At 47.2% G+C, this 16,080-nt stretch carries 12 protein-coding genes and 1 pseudogene; 5 read left to right on the forward strand and 8 right to left on the reverse strand.

The genetic code is table 11. The features are described from left to right. Nucleotides 1–47: 47 nt before the first annotated feature. Both ACOJUN_RS18930 and ACOJUN_RS18935 read right to left on the reverse strand, forming a co-directional pair. Nucleotides 48–182: a hypothetical protein gene (locus ACOJUN_RS18930; protein ID WP_422133450.1), complete on the reverse strand. Its 135-nt coding sequence runs from the start codon at nucleotides 180–182 to the stop codon at nucleotides 48–50. 185 nt (nucleotides 183–367) lie between these two features. After that, nucleotides 368–1,702, reverse strand: coding sequence for a hypothetical protein (locus ACOJUN_RS18935; RefSeq protein ID WP_422133451.1), 1,335 nt, complete (start codon nucleotides 1,700–1,702; stop codon nucleotides 368–370). 448 nt (nucleotides 1,703–2,150) lie between these two features. Here ACOJUN_RS18935 and ACOJUN_RS18940 point away from each other — a divergent pair, with 448 nt between their 5' ends. From ACOJUN_RS18940 to ACOJUN_RS18955, 4 genes are all read left to right on the forward strand, one after another. Then, a complete protein-coding gene (locus tag ACOJUN_RS18940; protein ID WP_422133452.1) occupies nucleotides 2,151–2,474 on the forward strand; it encodes a hypothetical protein in 324 nt (107 codons plus the stop codon). Then, entirely contained in the window at nucleotides 2,471–2,812 is a 342-nt protein-coding gene (locus tag ACOJUN_RS18945) for a PEP/pyruvate-binding domain-containing protein (protein WP_422133453.1), read from the forward strand. Before ACOJUN_RS18940 ends, ACOJUN_RS18945 begins: the two co-directional genes overlap by 4 nt. A gap of 204 nt (nucleotides 2,813–3,016) precedes the next feature. Further along, nucleotides 3,017–4,798, forward strand: coding sequence for a DUF4116 domain-containing protein (locus ACOJUN_RS18950; RefSeq protein WP_422133454.1), 1,782 nt, complete (start codon nucleotides 3,017–3,019; stop codon nucleotides 4,796–4,798). A 202-nt stretch (nucleotides 4,799–5,000) separates the two neighbouring features. Further along, nucleotides 5,001–6,239: a DUF3179 domain-containing (seleno)protein gene (locus tag ACOJUN_RS18955; RefSeq protein WP_422133455.1), complete on the forward strand. Its 1,239-nt coding sequence runs from the start codon at nucleotides 5,001–5,003 to the stop codon at nucleotides 6,237–6,239. 81 nt (nucleotides 6,240–6,320) lie between these two features. On the opposite strand, the gene ACOJUN_RS18960 is transcribed toward ACOJUN_RS18955, so the two are convergent. The 6 genes and pseudogenes from ACOJUN_RS18960 to ACOJUN_RS18985 all read right to left on the reverse strand — a co-directional run bounded on the left by ACOJUN_RS18960 (nucleotide 6,321) and on the right by ACOJUN_RS18985 (nucleotide 12,299). Further along, nucleotides 6,321–7,880 (reverse strand): F-box/WD repeat-containing protein, encoded by a 1,560-nt coding sequence (locus tag ACOJUN_RS18960; RefSeq protein ID WP_422133456.1) that lies wholly within the window; start codon nucleotides 7,878–7,880, stop codon nucleotides 6,321–6,323. A gap of 151 nt (nucleotides 7,881–8,031) precedes the next feature. Next, nucleotides 8,032–9,609: an F-box/WD repeat-containing protein gene (locus ACOJUN_RS18965; RefSeq protein WP_422133457.1), complete on the reverse strand. Its 1,578-nt coding sequence runs from the start codon at nucleotides 9,607–9,609 to the stop codon at nucleotides 8,032–8,034. Nucleotides 9,610–9,760: 151 nt separating this feature from the next. Next, nucleotides 9,761–11,338, reverse strand: coding sequence for an F-box/WD repeat-containing protein (locus ACOJUN_RS18970; RefSeq protein ID WP_422133458.1), 1,578 nt, complete (start codon nucleotides 11,336–11,338; stop codon nucleotides 9,761–9,763). A 183-nt stretch (nucleotides 11,339–11,521) separates the two neighbouring features. Continuing rightward, a pseudogene (locus tag ACOJUN_RS18975) lies at nucleotides 11,522–11,663 on the reverse strand (DUF4277 domain-containing protein); the annotation flags it as partial. Between the two features lie 336 nt (nucleotides 11,664–11,999). Beyond that, nucleotides 12,000–12,149 (reverse strand): hypothetical protein, encoded by a 150-nt coding sequence (locus ACOJUN_RS18980; RefSeq protein WP_422133459.1) that lies wholly within the window; start codon nucleotides 12,147–12,149, stop codon nucleotides 12,000–12,002. A 21-nt stretch (nucleotides 12,150–12,170) separates the two neighbouring features. Beyond that, the gene (locus ACOJUN_RS18985) at nucleotides 12,171–12,299 is read right to left on the reverse strand and encodes a hypothetical protein (protein WP_422133460.1); all 129 of its coding nucleotides are present in this window, start codon (nucleotides 12,297–12,299) and stop codon (nucleotides 12,171–12,173) included. Nucleotides 12,300–12,440: 141 nt separating this feature from the next. Between ACOJUN_RS18985 and ACOJUN_RS18990 the strand changes: the two genes are divergently transcribed. Then, on the forward strand, nucleotides 12,441–16,064 hold the full coding sequence (locus ACOJUN_RS18990) for a PEP/pyruvate-binding domain-containing protein (RefSeq protein WP_422133461.1): 3,624 nt from the start codon (nucleotides 12,441–12,443) through the stop codon (nucleotides 16,062–16,064). Nucleotides 16,065–16,080: the final 16 nt, after the last annotated feature.

The following is a 16,080-nucleotide window of genomic DNA, read 5'->3' on the forward strand; positions in this document are numbered from 1 at the left end:
CCGGAAAGAGCGTAAAACCCTGTACTTTTAGAGGGTGTTGCAAAACTTCAACAACTACTCAGGTTCGGCTTATGCGTTTTGTTCTCAACCTCTGTAGAAAGGGCTTTGATGAGAATATTCATCTGATGGCTGGTCAATGTCGAAATGGCATCAAGAAATGCCTTGATGAGATCATATTGCATAATTGCATACCTGAAAGTAGGAGGCTGCTGCATCATAGTTCAAACAACAGGTAAGGCTAATTTAGCCTTTTTTACTTGTGGCGCATAAATTTCCCGACCCGTGAACAGGACTTCCTCCTGATCAGCGGTAAAACTACGACACCTGAGAAATGTGAACTGGTGGAAGTAGCTTAACCTGGTGTTCATTACAGCTCGGTATTGGGCTCGTCATCCTTGTCTTTCCTTTTCGGCCATTTCAGGATCTCTTTCACATCATCTTGTGTGAGCGATCTTATGTCATTACGCATGGACGAGAAAGAGTGATAAAGCGCCATATTGAAATCGTCCCTGGCTTCCCGGTCCTGCAAGTCTTGTGAAAAGCCGCGAAACAACTTCTTACTGAACCTGCCATCTTTGTCGTTCAGTATCTGCCAACAGAGCATCGTCGCTCTCATGGCTTCAAAGCTGAACTGAGTATCATTATTTCTTGAGGTAGCACAATTGCATGCTCCTCCACAGTTACAGTTTTCCGGGAATTCCGCAAAATGTGCGGGGGGTTGGTTAGCTCTGGCTGCAGCATCATAATTATCGATGGAGAATGTCAGGGTATAAAAATTGGAGTTAACTGAAATCGCTAATATCTGAATGTTATTGTTGGGTGATTTCCTAAGGTGGTATTGAACGACAGTTCCTTTTTGAAAGTATAATGATAAAAAATTTGATGGTTGCAGGTTTGCACTATCATCTTCACTGGTTTTCTCATGCACAATAATATTGGCAGGTCTGACTGTATTGAATAACTCAGGTATTATCAAATTAAACGTACCGTAGGACGTAGAGTTTAGTAGATGCTCTATTATCCATTGTCGTGTTTCTGGATTATTCAGGAAAAGGTCAAATATAAGATTATTATCGTCTATAGCTTTTGTGCTTGACGATAAAAGCGTTTGAGCATTATCGGTCTCATCTGTAGGAGATCGAGATACAGATATAGAGCGACTATCGATACTTACATGTTCTGGTAAAGTGGTTGGCGTTGCTGCTTCAAGCGCGTTCACCTTTTCTTCGCTATTTAGTAAGTTTTGAAAAAGCATCCTGCTAGTCCAGATAAAAGGCATAGCAAAAAAGCTTAATATATGGGCAAATTTACGTGCTGTTGTTTTCGTTTCACTTCTTAGTGTGTAACGAGTGTGTAAGCGATGCTGAAGGTTATGTTGGCCATTTCCTAATAAGCTACTAAAAAAAGCTGGCACACGATTGGCCGTGTTATGTTGATTAAGCTCTATATTAGCGGAAGAGGTCAGGTCATAATTGACAAAACGATCCCCGGAAATATAACTAAAAAAGCTAGTGGGGTTATTCAAATAGCTATTTATTGTTCTCCCATTGTGACTGAAATTAGCGGATGATGTGGCTGTACCATCAAGTACTAATTGACCTAAACGCTCCAGTTTCCATGTAAAGTGCAGGTCATTTGAATTTGAATAAGATGATAGCAAGCAGAGACAGAGTAAAATGATTAATCTTATGTCTATTTTCATCGTTAATTACCTGTTTTTTACTAATATCAATTTTCGGTGAATGATTGAGAGTAGCACACACAGTTTATATGACTGTTTTTTTTGAGGATTCTGACACCTGATGTTCATTTTGATTGCTCTAGACCAAAAAATACACGATCACTCATGTTTTCACTCTGATAATCTGAGTCATCTGTATCGTTATTGCTTGAATCCAGCCTTAAAGATAATGATGATTTTATCGAGGCCACAATAAAAAGAAACCCCGAGGTTTCTGAATACTTCGAATAATCTGCGAATAAGGTTTGATCTATTCAGACAATGTCATCCGGTGCAAACCCTGTTGTTGTTTTTCTTATTGCGTACTTCAGGCTGATGAGGGAGCTTTGTAAAAATTCTGCTGTCAAAAGAAACTAATTAATTGATGCACTAGTAATGGGATGGATAATAACATGAGAGGGATTTCTTGGTGATAACTGCTGCTTTAGTTGATAAATCAGATCTTTACAGCCGGACAACGAATCCGAATCAGGATGCCGTGACTGCCAGTCCATCCATTGGGGTTAATGGTTCACCCAAAGGGTATTTGGCTGGTCATAATACCACTGTCGTTCCCGATCCAAAGTCACTAACCGAGCGCAACTGCGGTTCACCTGCTTCAGATCAGGCTGCTGATTGTTTTTCCGGCAACCGGGAACAATTTGGGGGCAAGGGGATGTTTTTGCAGCGCATGAAAGAAGCCGGTCTGTCTAAAACAGAAGGGATGACTGGCTGGCGGGTCTGGCGAAATTGATTGCCAGTGATGACTATTACGAACAGGTTAAAGATTCTGAAGCGGCCCGAAAAATCCGGGGGCTGCACCGTCAGGTGGACAGACTCTCTGGATCACAGCCCGTGATTATCCGCAGTTCCGGTATCAACGAAGATAACTACGGCGATGCCCAGGCAGGCAAATACCTCTCTGTCATTCAGGCAGGAGGCGATGTTTTCAGAACCTGTCTTAAGGTCATGGCCTCAGGTTACCGGCCTGAAGTCTGTCCCCAAGGCATACCGCAACCCATGGCGCTGATCATCCAACAGTGTATTGATTGTCGATATGGTGGAGTCGTTATGAGCTTTCAATCCTTTTAGGATGATACCGTCAGGATTGAGTACACACTGGGTCAGCCCAGAGGCGCAGCAGTAGCAGGACAGTCCGGTAACACGCCCCACCGTATCGATATTTGTCGCAGGGAAGGCGCTGAAAACTTTCAATACTTTCCCGGCAAGGTGTCAAGTTACTTTGTCCTGCACAAAAACAATAACGGCTATTCGGAAACTTTCGAGGTTCGGTCATTGCGGGATGAAATACTGACATTGAGCAACCGGTTCGAGGCGCTGAAAAAGACCATCCGATCCGGGTTAGAGACTATCATCCTGCTTCTTGATAATGGTAAAAACAGGCAGATAACATTTCATCAATGGCTGACTGCCTGTCAGCAACTGAAATCCTCTTTGCAAGCACTGAATCCTAAAGAGGTTGAGCAGGTCCGGAGTGTTCATGAGCTGATTTTTGCCTTGCACCGGCGCTTCGTAAATGCACTGGCACCGATCAGTCAGCATTCCGGTCAGGGCGAGCTATCAAAAGAAAAGAAAATTACCTACCTTGATTACACAACTCAGCGCAACCCGGGAGAAAAGGCGCCGCTATCGAGGCCGTCCTCGAAGCCATTAATCGAAAAGCTTAATTGTTATGGGACTGTGGTCATTATGGATGATGTCTTGATTGTTAACCTGAAGCTTGGAAGTCATGTGTGCCTTATTGATCTGCTTGAATACGCAGAGGGAGGCAAAGAACGAACCTTACGGCTGAAATTCTCTGACCAGTTTTATAAAGATGATGGTGTTGGTAAAACCGCCAAGTTAAAGCGTATGTGGCTTCTGGTGCAGTTATTGAAAGTGCTCCAACTGGATGAAAATGCTGATAGCATGAAGCTGAATTGCAATGCAGTAGCCGGAGGCATTACCGTCGAATGCACGCGAATGAAATCAACTAAAAACATGCAGGATGCCTTTGAAAAACTGATCATTGTGTTACGTGATATGCGTAATGTGGATTGTAAAATGCAGTACATTAAGGTTTTTGAAGGAGATCAGTGGAGCTTTAGCTTGCTTGCACAACGCCTGACTGGCGATATTGCGGCAGAAGCTGACAGCTTCGCCTTTCAACATTGCCTTTTCGCAATGTATTATGAGCAGCATTTCACCTGCAGTCCTGATTATTTGCTTTTATTACCCGAACACTACCAGCAATTTATTAATTATGCCCAACGGTTTGCAGAGTGTCGTGATAAATCGTGTCGTGATAAATCGTGTCGTGATAAATCGGAGGACGACTATCGGCAAATATTAATAAGCAATGAGATCACTGAAGAAACCCTCAGGGAATTTTTACATCATTTGTTATTCCTGGATGCCAAAAGAACGGCTCCATTGGTTGAGGATGTTTACCCCGATTTGAGAGATAAATACTATGTTATAAAACCATCATCCTACAGTTACAGACCAAGTTTTGAAATCCCTCCGGATCTGTGGCTTTCTGATGATAAAGAAATTTTCAAAAAAACCTTGCTGATGCACGGACTGCAATATGGCAGTCAACGGGTCAGGAATGATAAAGACCTGGTATTACCAATCATTGCAGAGCGTCAAGAAAACCTTGAGTTTGCTGGTGAAAAAATGAAGAATGATAAAGAGGTTGTCATGACCGCAATCAAAAAGCACGGCAATTGGCTGCAATATGTCAGCCCGGAAATACGGGATGATGAAAATATTGTAAAGGCCGCTATCGCCAGTTATCCAACCGCGCTGAGATATGCAAGTGAAAGAATCCGAAGTGATAAAGACATTATAAAAATAGTTATCGATAATGATATTGTTTACTTACGATGTGCCAGTACAAAGGTACTGAGTGATCGCGAGTATTTGCTGAACTTGATTGAACGTGATCATCATGTTTTCGACTATGCTGCTGATGAACTTAGATACGATAAGGATTTTATCAGGTCAGCAATCTTCAGGAACCCGGATGTTGTTGAATATGTCTCCCAGACGACTTTAAGTCCGATACGACTTTAAGAATGTGCTTCAGTACTGAGAGTGCAAGTCAGCACTTTGCGCTGTCAGCGGGACGAACTCTCCAGGACACTGTCGGTTATTGTCCGCAATTCCGGCATCTGCTGTTCGATAATGCGCTAGAATGCACAAGCAAAGCATCAGGGGTTGTTATACATCCGGTCAATTCTTCGGCGGCAACCATGTTCTCTCGGAGGTTCGGATCATGTTATGGCAGTGGGTCTTCTGGCTCAGTCTGGCAGGCACTTTGGTTATTGGTGCGATTCTGTTTCGGGATCTGGGTGATATCAGTCAGTCGTTCATCAGGGTTAAGCGAGAAAACATCCTTCGTGCGATTCGCCAGGAGCGTCGCCTCATGGCAATCGGCCTTGGTCTGGCGTTGCTGATGGCCCTGTGTCATCTGACGTATGATGCCGGCAGCGGCTGGACCTTCTGGTCAGCGGCAGCACTGGTGACATTGTTCTATGGCTTTCCCTATGTCTGGATTCACATAGGCCTGCGCAATCAGCAAGGCACTGCAAGCTATTACTCCATCGACAAGGCTCGCAACTTTATCAATCCCTCCACCAGTATGCTGGTGATCGAGAACAATGGCGAAGCGGCTGCGCATAGTGATTACGACTTGAGTCGGCCGCACCTGGCCAGCAGTGCCAGAGGTCTTGGTGGCGAGAAGCGCTTGATCATGACTTATTGCGCACTGGCAAATCTGGGTTTGGGCTTCAAGGCCGAAATGGATGGCCGTCCTATCGATTTAGACGTGCTGGCACAGCATGGTAATAACCTGGTGATGCGTGACAAACAAACCCGTGAGCCGATTCAGCATATTTTCGGTCAGCGCGTTTGCGACTTGTCTGCAAACAGTCATGGACGGCCCGACAGACATTCGACCTGCGAGCGCCAGGGCATGCCGCTTTGGCCAACGTTTCGCATGAGTTTTCGCGCCTTTGAAAAGGCCTATCCAAATGGGCGTGTGTTTCTGAACAAGCCGGTGTCTAATCCGTTTCTGCGTTTGCTGGATGCCGGTATCGACTCGATCTTTGCTGTCTTGCTCGGTCGGCATGCTCGTGAGAACACGCCTGTTATCGATAATATGACCCATTATGATGATCGGCTCCCTAACAAGACGTATATATGGGGTATCGCGCTAAATGGTGATGCAGTGGCCTATACAGAGGACTTTGTGTTTGAGCAGGATAATGTCATCAACGTGACGATTGGCGGTCGAGCGGTAGTCATTGCATACGATTCTAAACTGGAAAGTCTTGGGGCCTGGTACAACGACAGCGGTCAGTCTGTCACCCGTATCGACTTCAATGGCCGATCGGATCGTGGCCGATTGATGCGGATTGAAGCCCTGCGGCCCGGCATGTTTTGGCATGTTTGGGTGGAGTTTTTTCCAGCCACCGACATCAATCGTCTCGACAAGGTATCGTGGCAAACTTAAGGCTGAAGAGTGAACTTTATAAAAACAGTACTGTCAAAAGAAAGTAATTTATTGATGCACTAGGAGGCTCCTAGAGAGCCATTAATGATTACTCCGTAGTTCAGTGATTTTCACCGAACGGTCCCTGGAGACGGTTACCACATAGCGACCATCGGCGCTGAAGGCGGCTGATTTTAAACCGCAATCATTAGAAAAAATGCCGTTTTTGTGTGAAATGCGGGCTTTTTCTAACCATGACCCATCGGTCTCCTGACCAATTATTGTCGCTGTTCCGTCTTTGCTGGCAGTCACCACATGGCAGCCATCAGGGCTGAAAGTGGCTGATATGACTCCGCCTTCATGGAAAATGCTGGCTTCTTGTTGCCACGACCCACCGGCTTTCTGGCTATAGATTCTTGCCCTGCGATCCTCACAGGCAGTCACCAGATAGCGGCTATCGGGGCTGAAGTTGGCTTTGTAGACCCAGAAATTATGGTGAATGGTGTCTTCTTGTTCCCATGATCCATCGGCCTTATGACCGAAGATTACAACCGTGTAATCGGTACTGGCGGTCACCATATAGTGATCATCGGGGCTGAAGGTCGCTGATTTGATGCTGTTATCATGTTCAAAGCTGGTATTTTCTAACCATGATTCACCGGCCTGCTGGCTGAGGATTGTTGCCGTACGATGCTTATTGGCTATAACCAGATGGCGGCCATCGGAGCTGAAGCTGGCTCTTTTGATCGGACTGTCCTGTTGGATAGTGGCTTCACTTTTCCATGATCCATCGTCCCTGAGGCCATAGATTTTTGCCGTTTGATCTCTACTGGCGGTTACCACACGGCGACCATCGGTGCTGAAACTGGCTGAGCTGACACGGGCAGTATGGGTAATGCAGCCTACTCTTTCCCAGGACCCATCGGCCTGATGGCCACAGATTACAGCCGTGCCATCGGTACTGGCAGTTACCATATGCTGACCATCGGGGCTGAAGGTGGCTGATCTGAGCCAATCGGCATGGTGAATGATGTCTTTTACTTCCCATAAGCCAGCACCCTTGTGAACGTAGATTTGTGCTGTGTCGTTATCGTAACGGGTAATGACCAGGTGGCAGCCATCGACACTGAGACTGGCCGAGTCGATGCGGCTATTTAGTTTGATGGTTGATCTAGTCACTAAGTTAAATGTTTTGCATTCAGCCATCAGCCTGGCTTTGGTGAAAAAAAACAGAGCAGGCACATAAGCCCCCTCCGGGTTGCGATCTGTGAGTGACTTCACCAACGCCTGATCATTCGTGAAGGATTCAAACCAATCACGAAGTTGATCCTTGTTTTTTGTATTGATGGCTATCCTCAGCTGATTCTGATGCGAGGAAGGAAAACGGCGATACCAGGCTTTTGCCTCAGCATTATCCTCTTTGATTGCATCGCGCAGGAGGGTACATACCTGTTTTAAACGGCAGATATCCCGAAGTTCCAGACAGCGAAAAATTATGGGTAATGAGGATAAGTCCAGCAGTGAGGGTTTATCCTTTTTTTCCCTGATTGCTACAGTGACACTCCTGCCTGCAATGGTGCCCGTTGTTGTTGCCGATTCCTCTTGCCCGGGTGGTGGTGAGGTGTGACTTTCACTACTGAAGTCAGTATCTATTCCATTCATGCCTGGTTCCCCGAGAGTAAATATTTATTCTCGATAGTTAAGGATGTCGAACAATAATCTCGTTGGTTAGAGTCGGCTTTGAAAAGAAAGTTCATCTTATTGTTAAGCGAAACGAGCAAAGTGTCCGTCTTTCTGCACAGGCAGAATGTCGTTACTCAGTGACAGTAAACAATGAATTACTGCTCCGTAGTTCAGTGATTTTGACTGCGCCGTCGGAACCGGCGGTGATCACATGGCTGCCATCGGCGCTGAAGGCTGCTGAGGTGATCCAGCCATCATCAGGGTCAATGCTGTTATTGTGGGAAATGCTGGCTTTTTCTAACCATGTTCCATCGGCCTCCTGACCAATTATTTTCGCTGTTACGTCGTCACTGCCAGTCACCACATGACGGCCATCAGGGCTGAAAGTGGCTAGTAAGACTGCGTCTTCATGGCTGATGTTGGCGACAGGTTTCCATGATCCATCGGTTTTCCGGGCACAGATTTTTATCGTGTTATCACTACTGGCAGTTACCAGATAACGGCTATCGGGGCTAAAGTTGGCATCGCAGACACGGTCAGTATGGTGAATGGTGTCTTCTGGTTGCCATGATCCATCGGCCTTATGACCGTAGATTACAGCCTTGCCATCTTTACTGGTAGTGACTAGATGGTGGCTATTGGGGCTGAAGGTGGCTGATTGGACGCTGCCATGATGGTCGATGCTGACTTTTTCTAACCATGATTCATCGGCCTGCTGACTAAGGATTTTTGCCGTTTTATCTTTACAGGCGGTCACCAGGTGCTGGCCATCGGAGCTGAAGCTGGCAAATTTGATCTTACTTTTCTGCAAGATAGTAGCTTCGCTTTCCCATGATCCATCGTCCCTGAAGCCATAGACTTTTGCCGTTTTATCTTTGCTGGCAGTCACCAGATGGCGGCTATCAGCGCTGAAGCTGGCTGAGACGACATCATCAGTATGAGCAATGATGCCCGCCAGTTCCCAGGACCCATCGGCCTTGTGGCTGTGAATTAAGGCCGTGCCATCATAACTGGTAGTCACCAGATGCTGACTATCGGGGCTGAAGGTGGCTGAATTGACCCAATGGGCATGGCGAACGACGAGTTTTAGTTCCCACAATCCAGCATCCTTATGAAAGTAGATTTTTGCTGTGTGATCTTGACAGGCGGTGACCAAGTGGCAGCCATCGACACTGAGGCTGGCTGAGATCAGTGCTTTATGTTCGTGAATGGTCGATGTTGTGACTAATTTAAATGTTTTACATTCAGCCATCAGCCTGGCTTTGGTGAAAAAAAACAGAGCAGGCACATAAGCCCCCTCCGGGTTGCGATCTGTGAGTGACTTCACCAACGCCTGATCATTCGTGAACGATTCAAACCAATCACGAAGTTGATCCTTATTTTTTGTATTGATGGCTATCCTCAGCTGACTCTGGTGCGAGGAAGGAAAACGGCGATACCAGGCTTTTGCCTCAGCATTATCCTCTTTGATTGCATCGCGAAGGAGGGTACATACCTGTTTTAAACGGCAGATATCCCGAAGTTCCAGACAGCGAAAAATCATGGGTAATGAGGATAAGTCCAGCAGTGAGGGTTTATCCTTTTTTTCCCTGATTGCTACAGTGACACTCCTGCCTGCAATGGTGCCCGTTGTTATTGCCGATTCCTCTTGCCCGGGTGGTGGTGAGGTGTGACTTTCACTACTGAAGTCAGTATCTATTCCATTCATGCCTGGTTCCCCGAGAGTAAATATTTATTCTCGATAGTTAAGGATGTCGAACAATAATCTCGTTGGTTAGAGTCGGCTTTGAAAAGAAAGTTCATCCTATTGGTAAGCGAAACGAGCAAAGTGTCCGTCTTTCTGCATAGGCAGAATGTCGTTACTCAGTGACGGTAAACAATGAATTACTGCTCCGTAGTTCAGTGATTTTGACTGCGCCGTCGGAACCGGCGGTGATTAAATGGCTGCCATCGGCACTGAAGGCTGCTGAGGTGACGCAGCAACCATGAGGGTTAATGCTGTTATGGTGGGAAATGCTGGCTTTTTCTAACCATGTACCATCGGCCTCCTGACCAATTATTTTTGCTGTTTCGTCACCACTGCCAGTCACCACATGACGGCCATCAGGGCTGAAAGTGGCTGAGAAGACTTCGTCTTCATGGCTGATGTTGGCGACAGGCTCCCATGATCCATCGGTTTTCCGGGCACAGATTTTTATCGTGTTATCACTACTGGCAGTTACCAGATAACGGCTATCGGGGCTAAAGTTGGCATCGCAGACACAGTCAGTATGGTGAATGGTGTCTTCTGGTTGCCATGATCCATCGGCCTTATGACCGTAGATTACAGCCTTGCCATCTTTACTGGTAGTGACTAGATGGTGGCTATTGGGGCTGAAGGTGGCTGATTGGACGCTGCCATGATGGTCGATGCTGACTTTTTCTAACCATGATTCATCGGCCTGCTGACTAAGGATTTTTGCCGTTTTATCTTTACAGGCGGTCACCAGATGCTGGCCATCGGAGCTGAAGCTGGCAAATTTGATCGGACTTTTCTGCAAGATAGTAGCTTCGCTTCTCCATGATCCATCGTCCCTGAGGCCATAGACTTTTGCCGTTTTATCTTTACTGGCAGTCACCAGATGGCGGCTATCAGCGCTGAAGCTGGCTGAGACGACACCATCAGTATGAGCAATGATGCCTGCCAGTTCCCAGGACCCATCGGCCTTGTGGCTGTGAATTAAGGCCTTGCCATCATAACTGGTAGTCACCAGATGCAGACTATTGGGGCTGAAGGTGGCTGAAAAGACCCAATGGGCATGGCGAATGACGAGTTTTAGTTCCCATAATCCAACATCCTTATGAAAGTAGATTTTTGCTGAGTGATCTTGACAGGCGGTGACCAAGTGGCAGCCATCGAAACTGAGGCTGGCTGAGATCAGGAATTTATGTTCGTGAATGGTTGACGTTGTGACTAATTTAAATGTTTTACATTCAGCCATCAGTCTGGCTTTGGTGAAAAAAAACAGAGCAGGCACATAAGCCCCCTCCGGGTCGCGATCTGTGAGTGACTTCACTAACGCCTGATCATTCGTGAACGATTCAAACCAATCACGAAGTTGATCCTTGTTTTTTGTATTGATGGCTATCCTCAGCTGATTCTGGTGCGAGGAAGGAAAACGGCGATACCAGGCTTTTGCCTCAGCATTATCCTCTTTGATTGCATCGCGCAGGAGGGTACATACCTGTTTTAAACGGCAGATATCCCGAAGTTCCAGACAGCGAAAAATCATGGGTAATGAGGATAAGTCCAGCAGTGAGGGTTTATCCTTTTTTTCCCTGATTGCTACAGTGACACTCCTGCCTGCAATGGTGCCCGTTGTTGTTGCCGATTCCTCTTGCCCGGGTGGTGGTGAGTTGTGACTTTCACTACTGAAGTCAGTATCTATTCCATTCATGTCTGGTTCCCCGAGAGTAAATATTTATTCCCGATAGTTAAGGATGTCGAACAATAATCTCGTCGGTTAGAGTCGGTTTTGAAAAGAAAGTTCATTCTATTGTTGAGCGAAACGAGCAAAGTGTCCGTCTTTCTGCATAGGCAGAATGTCGCTACTCAGTGCCGGTAAACAATGAATTACTACTATGTACAGAGTTTGCCCCGTAGAGCCCAAGCCATTGATGATCATTGCAACTACAACTTGTCCAATAGTGACATTACGAACATCAGAGTCATTTGTGATACGGGCATCAATATATTCGGCTATCTTTAACTCCCGACACCATAGTGGCAATCAAGCCAGGGTGGTTGAGGTTCTCAAACGGGTACTTAGGTAAATATCAGTCGCTGTGGTGAAAGGCAGTTATCGAATGAGCGTAAAACCCCGTACTTTGATGACGGGGATGAAAGCTCGGCTTGCAGAGCAAGCCCCTTGTGCTACTTTACTATCCGTCAGGTGTTTTTAGCGATTACGCTACCTGACAGGAAAAGTAAAATACCTTCCGCTTTCTGCCCGTGTTTGTTAACGGGGTCGCCTAGACAATCCGAAAGGTAGAGCAGATTGTCGAATAAGGTGTATGCCGCTATAGGGTAAGGTATACACTGCGGTCGGGCATGACCGTCTAGCCGTAGGAATCCCCGTCCTTTAGAGGGTGTCGCAAAACTCCAACAGCTCGTTCCCATGCTCTTAGGTCGTCATTCCCGCGAAGGCGGGAATCCAGCGCCAACGGTGGATCTCTGCCTTCTCGGGGATGACAAGGCCAGGGGGGCACCGGGCAGTATGGTTCTGGTGGTCAGTCAGTGTGGATTCCCGCTTTCGCGGGAATGACGAGAATGAAGCCGGGAATGACGAGAATGAAGCCGGGAATGACGAGAATGAAGCCGGGAATGACGAGAATGAAGCCGGGAATGACGGGAGTCAAATCGTTCCCACGCTGGAGAGAGTTTTGCGACACCCTCTGAAGATGTGAACCAGAGTTTTGCGACACCCTCTTTAGGGCGGGGAGGATGTCAATGCTAACCAATAACTCTGGGATGGATATTAATATGAGAGGGATTTCTTGATGTTACCTGCTGCTCTAGTTGATAAATCAGACCTTTACAGCCTGACAACGAATCCGGATCAGAATGCCGGGACTGCGATTCCATCCATAGGGGCTGATGGTTCATCCGAAGGCTATTTGGCTGGTCATGATACCACTGTCGTTCCCGATCCAAAGTCACTGACCGAGCGCACCTGCCGTCCACCTGATTCAGATCAGGCTGCTGACTGTTTTTCCGGCAACCGGGAACAATTTGGGGGCAAGGGAATGTTTTTGCGGCGCATGAAAAAAGCCGGTCTGTCTGTTCCGCCCTTTGAATGTGTTACTGCCCAGATCATGAATGGGCTTGAACAACACCCTTTGGATACCCATCTTTTAGACCGTTATTTACCTGAGTTTGTTTGTGAACCCCAGACTGAAACCAGTGTCAAAAGCATCCGGGAGTCTATCAATGCCTTGCTGCCTTCAGAGCAAACCAGAAGGGATGAATGGCTGGTGGGTCTGGCGCAATTTATTGCCAGTGATGACTATTACCAACAGGTTAAAGATTCCGACGCGGCCCGGCAAATCAGGGCTTTGCGCCGCCAGCTGGAAGAGCTTTCTAAATCACAGCCCGTGATTGTGCGCAGCTCTGGCATTAAGGAAGATAACTACGGCGATGCCCAGGCGGGCAAATACCTTTCTTTAATTCAGGAAGAAGAGGATGTTTTAAGTACCTGCCTTAAGGTCATGGCTTCAGCTTATCGGCCTGAAGTCTGTCCCGAAGGCATACCAAAACCGATGGCACTGATCATCCAGCAGTGTATTGACTGCAAATACGGCGGGGTTGTCATGAGCTTTCAATCTTTTCAGGATGATACCGTCAGGGTTGAGTACACATACGGTCAACCCAAAGGTGTGGTAGCAGGGCAGTCCGGCAACAGGCCCCACCGTATTGATATTTATCGCGAGGATCGTAAAGAAGAAGCTGACAGCTATCAATACTTTGTCGGGACGATCTCAAGTCATTTCGTTCTGCACAAAAAGAACAACGGCTACTCGGAAATATCAATTGATAATGTTAATGCTCAATCAGACGACGGTGGACAGAAACTCACTGATGAAACGGTTTCAGAACTCATAGAGGCGGTGACAAAGCTGGAAGACCTGTTGCTCTGTCCTGTGGATGTGGAGTTTGCCATTGATCGCCGGGGTTGCCTGTTGCTGTTACAGGTGCGCCCTGTTACCCGACTCTCTGGCAGCATGGATTTTGCCATGCTCATACCCAAAGAGACTCTGACCATTGGTGAGGGCATCAGCGAAGGCTATTGCACCGGAACACTTTGGCTGGCCCGGGAACAAGCGGCTGACTCTATGCCAAAGGGAGCCATTGTCGTGGCCGACCACGCTGAAGAGTGGATGCTTGAGCCAGAGTTCCTTAAGCAAGCAGGGGGTTTTGTCTTTGCAAAAGCGGGATTCAATGATCATGTAGCGATCCTCATGAAACAGGAAAAAATAACCTTAATGCGGTGCGCTGAAGAGTTTGCGGCATTGGCCCCTCAGAATGGCCAGCAGGCGACGCTGGCCTGCGCCCGCTTTAACGGTGAGCCCGGAGCCTTTATTGTTGTTGGTGATCTTACCGGAAAACTGGCCAGTCGCAGAAGCCTGGCCTCTGCTGTTGCTGATGCACCCCTGGCAAAGGCCATCCCGTCACGGGAGGATTTGTCTCCCCCTGAAGGCACATTCCTTGAGGTTGCCAGCGGATTTAAATGGCTCACGGAACAAAACGCCCGACTGTTGGTATTTTTTGCCTCCGGCAGCGGACTGGATTGTCTGGCAAACCCGATAAAACTGAGCATGTCGCCACAACGATCAAAGCTACTGGCTGAGACCAGGGAGAGCGTCAATCGGCTGGTGCTTGGGACTCAGTCACTGTTGGCTGGGTACCGGGCATTCCTGGGGCTGGCGGGTAACAGTGATTTATCTCCGCTCAAGTCATGGCGGGAAGAGTTACCGCAACTGGTCAACCGCTTCGAGGCTCTGAAAAAGACCATCCGATATGGTTTGGAGAGTATCATTCTCCCCTCGCAAGCCGGTGAAGAAGACCAGAAATCCAAGGGCGCTTTTCGTCACTGGCTGGCCGCCTGCCAGCAGCTGCAATCTTGCCTTCAGGCACTTAACCCCAAGCAGGCTGATCAGGTCCGGAGTGTCCATGAGCTGATTTTTGCCCTGCATCAGCGCTTCGTAAAGGCACTGGCACCGGTCACAATAGCCTCGGGTCAGGGCCGACTGTCCAGTGAAAGGAAAATTACCTATGTCGATTGTACAACCTCAAGTGATGAGGAACCGCTATTGAGGCCGACCGGCAGAGCATACATGGAAGAGTTGGGGCTCTCAGGGACGGTTATCAGTATGGATGAAGCCATAATTGTTAACCTGAATCTTGGCAGTCATGTGGGCGTGATCGAGCTACTTGAACAGGCAGAGGGAGGTAAAGAAAGAACCTTGCGGCTAACCTTTTCTGACAAATTTGATAGACCTTTTGACTATGGTAGATCCGGCAAGTTCAGGCGTATGTGGTTTCTGGCGCAACTTCTTAAAGAGATCAGACTGGATGAAAATGCGGGTAGCATGAAGCTGAGTTGCAACGCCGCAGCGGGTGAAATGATCGTCGAATGCCCCCGAATGAAATCACGTAAATCCATGCAGTATGCCTTTGAACATCTGATCATTGTATTACGTGCTATGTATAATCTCGATCGTCAGTTCGGGGATAAACTTATTTTTGAAGGCGGCCAGTGGGACTTTAACCGGCTTGCACAGCGCCTTGGTCGTGATGTTGCGACAGAAGAGGATAGATTCGCCTTTCAACATTGCCTTTTCGTAATGTCTTATCGGAGTGGGGGGAGTTGGTACATTACAGCAGCTTGCTGCCGGTTATTAAGCAAATACTACCAACAGTTTATTCATCATGCCCGGCGGTTTGGTGCCTGTCAGTACTCAGTATTTCTCCGGGAAAAACCGGAGGAAAGCCTGCTGGAAATGTTAATGAGTGATGAGATAACTGAGGATATCCGCAGGGAACTCTTACATCATTTTTTATTATTAAATCCCATAAGCGCCACCCGATTGGTTGAGCGAGTGTATAACCTGGAAAATCAATGCTTTGTTATCAATCCATCGTTCAGACACAAATTGGAGTTTTATGCGCCACCGGGCCCACCGCTCGGGGATCATAAAGAAAAGCTCAGGAGTGCCTTGCTGAAACATGGTCTGGACTGTGCCAGCCAGCGGGTTCGAAATGATAAAGACTTTGTATTACCCGTCATGTCAGAACATCCCATGGAGCTGCGATATTTGAGTGAAAAGTTGCGAGATGATAGAGAGATTGTCATAGCCGCTGTCGAAAAGTATCCGGGAGCTTTGCGTTATGCCAGTAAAAGACTTCGGAGCGATAAAAGCATTATTGGATTGGCAATTGCTGATGGCATTTATGCCTTAACATTCGCCAGTGATACGGTATTGAGTGATCCTGAGTATATGCTGGAGTTAATTGCAAAGAATCATGAAGCTTTCCATTATGCTGCTTCCGAGCTTAAAGATAATGAAGCTTTTATCAATGCAGCAAAACAAAGAAGCCCCGAACTTCGTGAATACCTCAGATAATCTGCAAACAAGGCCT

It is taken from the genome of Endozoicomonas sp. ALD040, from assembly GCF_049275945.1.
Lineage (GTDB): Bacteria > Pseudomonadota > Gammaproteobacteria > Pseudomonadales > Endozoicomonadaceae > Endozoicomonas_A.